This window comes from Actinomadura sp. WAC 06369 (assembly GCF_003947565.1).
GTDB classification, from domain to species: Bacteria; Actinomycetota; Actinomycetes; order Streptosporangiales; family Streptosporangiaceae; genus Spirillospora; species Spirillospora rifamycini.
This window is the reverse complement of the sequence record NZ_QHJN01000276.1, coordinates 1-6,097: the sequence shown is the minus strand read 5'-3', so window position 1 is coordinate 6,097 and position 6,097 is coordinate 1. Positions and strand designations below refer to the sequence as shown.

Annotated in this window: 6 protein-coding genes; 2 read left to right on the top strand and 4 right to left on the bottom strand. The window is 73.1% G+C overall.

The genetic code is table 11. The features are described 5' to 3' along the window. The first annotated feature begins 89 nt into the window (after positions 1-89). Both DMH08_RS37915 and DMH08_RS37910 read left to right on the top strand, forming a co-directional pair. A complete protein-coding gene (locus DMH08_RS37915) occupies positions 90-1,868 on the top strand; it encodes a S9 family peptidase (RefSeq protein WP_125621049.1) in 1,779 nt (592 codons plus the stop codon). A 190-nt stretch (positions 1,869-2,058) separates the two neighbouring features. Further along, entirely contained in the window at positions 2,059-2,928 is an 870-nt protein-coding gene (locus tag DMH08_RS37910; RefSeq protein WP_125621047.1) for a hypothetical protein, read from the top strand. Positions 2,929-2,931: 3 nt separating this feature from the next. Here the strand turns inward: DMH08_RS37910 and DMH08_RS37905 are convergent, their stop codons facing one another. The 4 genes from DMH08_RS37905 to DMH08_RS37890 form a co-directional block, all read right to left on the bottom strand. Further along, positions 2,932-3,600, bottom strand: a complete 669-nt coding sequence (locus DMH08_RS37905) for a TetR/AcrR family transcriptional regulator (RefSeq protein WP_026403910.1) — start codon at positions 3,598-3,600, stop codon at positions 2,932-2,934. A gap of 455 nt (positions 3,601-4,055) precedes the next feature. Beyond that, entirely contained in the window at positions 4,056-4,637 is a 582-nt protein-coding gene (locus tag DMH08_RS37900; protein WP_051301081.1) for a DUF5063 domain-containing protein, read from the bottom strand. Further along, complete coding sequence (gene recR / locus DMH08_RS37895; RefSeq protein WP_026403912.1) at positions 4,630-5,229, bottom strand: recombination mediator RecR; 600 nt, start codon at positions 5,227-5,229, stop codon at positions 4,630-4,632. The genes DMH08_RS37900 and recR overlap by 8 nt, the downstream gene beginning before the upstream one ends. A 126-nt stretch (positions 5,230-5,355) precedes the next feature. After that, on the bottom strand, positions 5,356-5,766 hold the full coding sequence (locus DMH08_RS37890; RefSeq protein WP_026403913.1) for a YbaB/EbfC family nucleoid-associated protein: 411 nt from the start codon (positions 5,764-5,766) through the stop codon (positions 5,356-5,358). Between the last annotated feature and the right edge of the window lie 331 nt (positions 5,767-6,097).

Sequence of the window (6,097 nt, the reverse complement as noted above, 5' to 3'; positions counted from 1 at the left end):
CCCCTGACCCGGCCCCCCCGGACGCGCGCACCCGCGCGCCCGGGCCCGCACCGGCGCCCGTCCTGGCCCGGGGCGGCCATACTGGGGGCATGGTCGACGAAGAGCGCTGGAAGGCGCGGTTCCGCGCCGCCCGGATCAGCCTGCCCCGATGGGCGCGTGACGCGCCCGACCGCAGCGTCTACCGGTCGAACGTGACCGGCACGTGGGAGATCTACACGTGGGACCGGGCGACCGGCGCGCGGCGGCAGGTCACCGACCGGCCGAACGGGACGTGGACGGGCGGCGTCGACCCGTCCGGCGCGTGGGTGTGGTGGTTCGCCGACACCGACGGCGACGAGTTCGGCGTGTGGAAGCGCGTCGCGTTCGACGCGGAGGACGGCGCGGAGAGCGTCCCGGCCGTCCCGGGGCTGGAGCCGTCGTACCCGGCCGGGCTGTCCCTGGGCGCGAGCGGCCTCGCCGTCGTCGGCCGCACCACGGAGGCGGGCAACACGATCCACCTGTGCCGTCCGGGCGCGGAACCCGAGGTGCTGTACCACCACGCGGAGGACGCGCACGTCGCGGCGCTGTCGCGGGACGAGGCGCTGATCGCGATCGGGCACAGCGAGCACGGCGACAGCCGCCACATGGCGCTGCGCGTCGTCCGCCCGGACGGGTCGACGGTCGCGGACCTGTGGGACGGGCCCGGCAAGGGCGTCTACGGCGCCGGGTTCGCGCCGGTCGCGGGGGACGCGCGGCTGCTGGTGAACCACGAGCGGCGGGGCCGCGACGAGATGCTCGTCTGGGACCCGGTCGCGGGCACCCAACAGGAGATCGTCCTCGACCTGCCCGGCGAGATCGGCGCGGGCTGGTACCCGGACGGGTCGGCGCTGCTGGTGTCGCACTCCCACGAGGCGCGCGACGAGCTGTACCGCTACGACCTCGGCACCGGCGCGCTCACGCGGATCGAGACGCCGCGCGGCGTGATCGGCGGCGCGGACGTCCGCCCGGACGGGACGGTCGAGTTCTCGTGGTCGTCGGCCGCGGAGCCCCCGGTGATCCGGTCGACGTCCGGGGCGGTCGTGCTGACGCCGCCCGGGCCGGCCGCGCCGCCGTCGGTCCCGGTCGAGGACGCGTGGGTGGACGGCCCCGGCGGCCGGATCCACGCGCTGGTCAGCAAGCCCGGCGACGGTTCGGCCGGCCCGTACCCGACGGTGTTCGACGTCCACGGCGGCCCGACCGCGCAGGACGACGACTCGTTCGTCCCGTCCGCCGCGGCCTGGGTCGACCACGGGTTCGCGGTCGTCCGGGTCAACTACCGGGGCTCGACCGGCTACGGATCGGAGTGGCGGGACGCGATCGAGGGACGGGTCGGGCTCACCGAGCTGGAGGACATCAAGGCCGTCCGCGACTGGGCGGTGGCGTCCGGGCTCGCCGATCCGGACCGGCTCGTCCTGACCGGCGGGTCGTGGGGCGGGTTCCTGACGCTGCTCGGCATCGGCACGCAGCCGGACGACTGGAGCGTCGGCGTCGCGGCGGTGCCGGTCGCCGACTACGTCGCGGCGTACGAGGACGAGATGGAGGGCCTCCAGGCGTTCGACCGGTCGCTGTTCGGCGGGTCGCCCGCGGAGGTCCCGGAGCGGTACCGCGAGTCGTCCCCGATCACGTACGTGGAGCGGGTGCGGGCGCCGGTGCTGGTCCTGGCCGGGGAGAACGACCCGCGCTGCCCGATCCGGCAGATCGACAACTACCTCGCGCGGCTCGCGGAGCTGGGCCTGCCGCACGAGGTGTACCGGTACGACGCCGGGCACGGCTCGCTCGTCGTCGAGGAACGCATCACCCAGATGGCCGCCGAAATCGACTTCGCCCGGAAACATCTCGGTATGTCGTGATCTGACGCGGGGTCGTGCGGATCATCCGCACGTCCCCGCGTTTACACGATCAGATGGTGGGGCATCCCTCCGTCGGCCACCAACGAGCACAGTCAGTCACTTTCGATACACGCAGTGTGACTGATGGCCCCCCGGCGCCGCCGTCCGATGCGGCGGCGCAGCGCTCCACATCGCTGATCGGGGGGATCGCATGACACGGCCGCCGCACGACCCGCACCCGCACCCGCACGCCCGCGCACCGGAGCCGGCCGGACCGCTCCGCGCCGCCGACCGGCGAAAACCCGGGCGCTTCGACCTCCGCCGCCCCGTGCCGCGCCTGCTCGCCCTCGGCGCGGGCACCCTGCTCGCCGCCACGGCGATCATCGTGACGACGTCCGCGGCCGCGGCCGCCGCTCCGGCGGACGGGCCTCCGGTGCCCACCGACGCCGCGCCGCTGCCCATGGGCCGCCCGGCGGCGCCCGTCTTCCCGAACACCGGTCCCGGCACCGAGCCGGACGCCGGCGCGACCAGCTCGATGGTCGAGATCCTGCAGGCGCCCGCACAGGACGCCCCGCCCGCACGGAACGAGCGTCCCGCCGAGGCCGCGGAAGCGAGCGGGAGGGCGCCCGCCGCCCGGAAGCCGGCCGCCCGCCCCGGGAAGCCGGGCGGCCTGGCGCCGCCGTCGAAGACGATGCACCTCGACCACGCGTTCGTCACCGACGTCCTGCGGTCGCGGGACATCGAGTGGCGGTCGACCGGGAACTGCTCCGACCGCGAGAAGCCGACGTGCACGTCCTTCGACGGGCTGCGCTGGACGACCCTCGACGGGCTGCTGCGCTTCGCGGACAAGAGCGGCTGCCGGATCGTCGTCACCGGCGGCACCGAGCGCGGCCACGCCCCCGGCCGCCACAGCCACTACAACGGCTACAAGATCGACATCGCGCCGACCCCGTGCGTCGACCGGGAGATCGAGGGCTACGACCGCGAAGGCGTCCGCGGCGACGGGTCGAAGCTGTACCGGTCACCCGAAGGCGGGCTGTACGCCCGCGAAAGCGACCACTGGGACATCACGTATACGTGACGGTCAGGCCCGAACATCGCGGATGATGTCCACGAGTTCCCGGGTGACCGACTTGAACCCGGGAATTCGGGACATCGCCACCATCCGGTTGACCAGCGGCACGGTCCGCTCGACGAGCAGGTACGTCTTGCGGCAGCCCGGCGAGCTGTCGTGCACCCAGTAGAGGACGATGCCCATCGAGTACAGCCACAGCAGCTCCGGCAGTTCCTTCCGGAACTCCTTGTCGACCTTCAGGTCGGAGCCGTCGACCACCTCGCGGTAGATCGCGACCGCCGAGTCGCGCGCCGGCCCCGACTCCGCGCTGAACGGATTCAGCGGGCTCGTCGGCTCCGCCGCGAACTTGAAGAACTTCCCGGCGAACTGGTGGTACGGCACCATCGTGTCGACGCGCGCCCGCAGCACGCCCAGCAGCCGCGCCGCGAACTCCGTCTCCGCCTCCAGCACGGCCCGGCACGCGGCGACGTGCTCGTCCTGCAGCTCGTCGTAGTACGCCTGGATCAGCTCTTCCTTGGAGCCGAAGTAGTAGTAGGCGTTCCCGACCGAGACGCCCGCCTCCTTGGCGATCGCGCGCATGGTCGTCGCCTCGTACCCGCGCTCCCGGAAGAGCCGCAGCGCCGTCTGGACGATCAGCGCGCGGGTCTGCTCGGACTTCACCGCCTTCGTCTCGGTCACGCCTGCCACCCTACGGCCCGGAACGCCGCGCGGTCAGTCGACGACCGTCCGAACGCACCGCGCCGCCCCCGAGCCCAGGCATCCGCGCCCGCGCCCGCGCCCGCGAAGCCCTACCGCCGACGCCCGTCCCCGGTGAGCGGAATCTCCACGGCCGTCTGTCCCCTGCCGCTTCCTTCTCCGATGAAGAAGTGGAAACGCACCGTCGCGGGCTCCTGCCCGGCGGTGGTGCGAAGGCAGACCGGCGCCGGCGAGACGGTCGTCCCGTTCGCCGGGACCGTGATCTGCCCTCTCCCGTTGCTGCACCCTTCGGGGCCCGGCCCCGCGAGCATTGCTCGGGAGCCTCCCCGTACACCATGGTCCGCCGCGACCGTCCGGGCGTGGAGCGCTTCGGGCTCGCGGTCACGCCCGAGGGGGACCGGTTGCGGCTGGACGAACCGGCGCGGGAGCTCTGACCGCTACTGGGCGGCGGCGACCTCTTCGGCGGCGGCGGCGACCTCTCCGGCGATCTCCTCGGACACGTTGAGGCGGACGTTCGCGACGACGGCGTGGAGGGCGCGGAGCGCGGCGCCCGCGTGGTTGCCCCAGTGGTTGAAGTACGAGTACTGCCACCACCACAGCGCCTCGAGGGGGCGGTCCTGACGGTAGTGGCGCAGCCCGTGGACGAGGTCGCTGGCGACGTCCACGAGGTCGTCGGAGAGCCGGTACGCGGTCGGCTCGGTGTCCTTGTACGGGTCGAACACCTCGACGTACTCGTCGACGGTGACGAGGCGTTCGGCGAGGCCCGTCCGGACGGCGTCGAGATCGGGGTCGTCCCCCATCTCGGGCTCCCAGTTGTCGGGCAGGATCACGTCCGCGCTGGCGCCGAGCTGCGCGCCGGCCAGGATGATCTGCGACACCTCCAGCAGGAGCAGCGACACCGTCTGGGTGCCGCCGTCGCCGCGCGCGACGGCTTCCAGGCCGTTGAGGTAGTTCTCGACGTGCTTGGCGACCCGTTCGGCAAGGGCCGTCCACTCCTGCGGGCTGTTGGTGTCAGACATCGAGCAGCCTCCGTCCTTCGAATGCGCGGCCAAGCGTCACCTCGTCGGCGTATTCCAGATCGCCCCCGACCGGCAGGCCGCTGGCCAGCCGGGTGACTTTCAGGCCCATGGACTTGACGAGCCGCGCGAGGTAGGTCGCGGTCGCCTCACCCTCCAGGTTCGGGTCGGTGGCGAGGATCAGCTCGGTGACGGTGCCGTCCGCGAGCCGCTGCATCAGCTCGCGGATGCGCAGGTCGTCCGGGCCGACGCCCTCGATCGGGCTGATGGCGCCGCCGAGCACGTGGTAGCGGCCGCGGAACTCCCGGGTCTTCTCGATGGCGACGACGTCCTTGGACTCCTCGACCACGCAGATGACGTGGGGGTCCCGCCGGGCGTCGCGGCAGATCCGGCATTCCTCTTCCTCGGCGACGTTCCCGCAGGTCTTGCAGAAGCGGACCTTGTCCTTGACCTCCTTGAGCGCCTTGCCGAGGCGGTCCACGTCGGCCGGATCGGCGGCCAGGAGGTGGAAGGCGATCCGCTGCGCGCTCTTGGGGCCGACGCCGGGCAGCCTGCCCAGTTCGTCGATGAGGTTCTGAACGACCCCTTCGTACAACGGACCTTTCCTTCCGTTCGGGTTCTGGTGGACGTGCGGCGCCGGGGAGGCGTCAGGGACGCCGCCGGGGACGTCGCCGGGGAGCAGCCTGGCGGAGAGGCTGGCGGGGAGGCTGGCGGGGAGGCGTCAGCGGCCGCCGCCGCCGAGGCCGGGGAAGCCGCCGGGCAGGCCGCCGCCCTCACCGCCGAGTCCCGGCATGCCGGGCATGCCGCCCCCGCCGCCGAGGCCCTGCGCGAGCGGGCCCATCTTCTCCTGCTGCAGCTCGCGGGCCTCCCGGCCGGCGTCGCGGATCGCGGCGAGCACCAGGTCGGCGATCGTCTCCGCGGTGTCGGCCGGGTCGTCGGGGTCGACGGCCTTCGGGTCGATCGTCAGGCCGGTGATCTCACCGGCGCCGTTGACGGTCGCCGTGACCAGGCCGCCGCCCGCGGTGCCCTTGACCTCGGCCTCCGACAGCTCGCGCTGCGCGGTGAAGAGCTGCTCCTGCATGGCCTGCGCCTGCTGGAGCAGTTCCTGGATGTTCAAACCACCGGGTTCCACGGTGCACTCCTTCTTCCGGCCCCTCGTGAGGGCCTTCTCTCTGGTGACCCCGCCGACCACCGGACGTCCGTCCCCCGAGACTACGGGGTCGCGGCGCGCGGCGGTAAGTGCGGACGGCGGTGCGCCGGTCCCGATCGGGCGCGCGGCTCCGGTCAGGAGTTGTCGATCTCTTTGATGATCTGTCCGCCGAGCTCCCGCTGGATGAGCGCCATCCCGCTCATCTCCGCCTCGAGCCCGTCCGCGTCGGCGTCGCCCTCGGGGTCCACCTCGTCGCTCTCGTCCATGGGGGCGGGCTCGAGGCGGAGATGAGCGGGATGGCGCTCATCCAGCG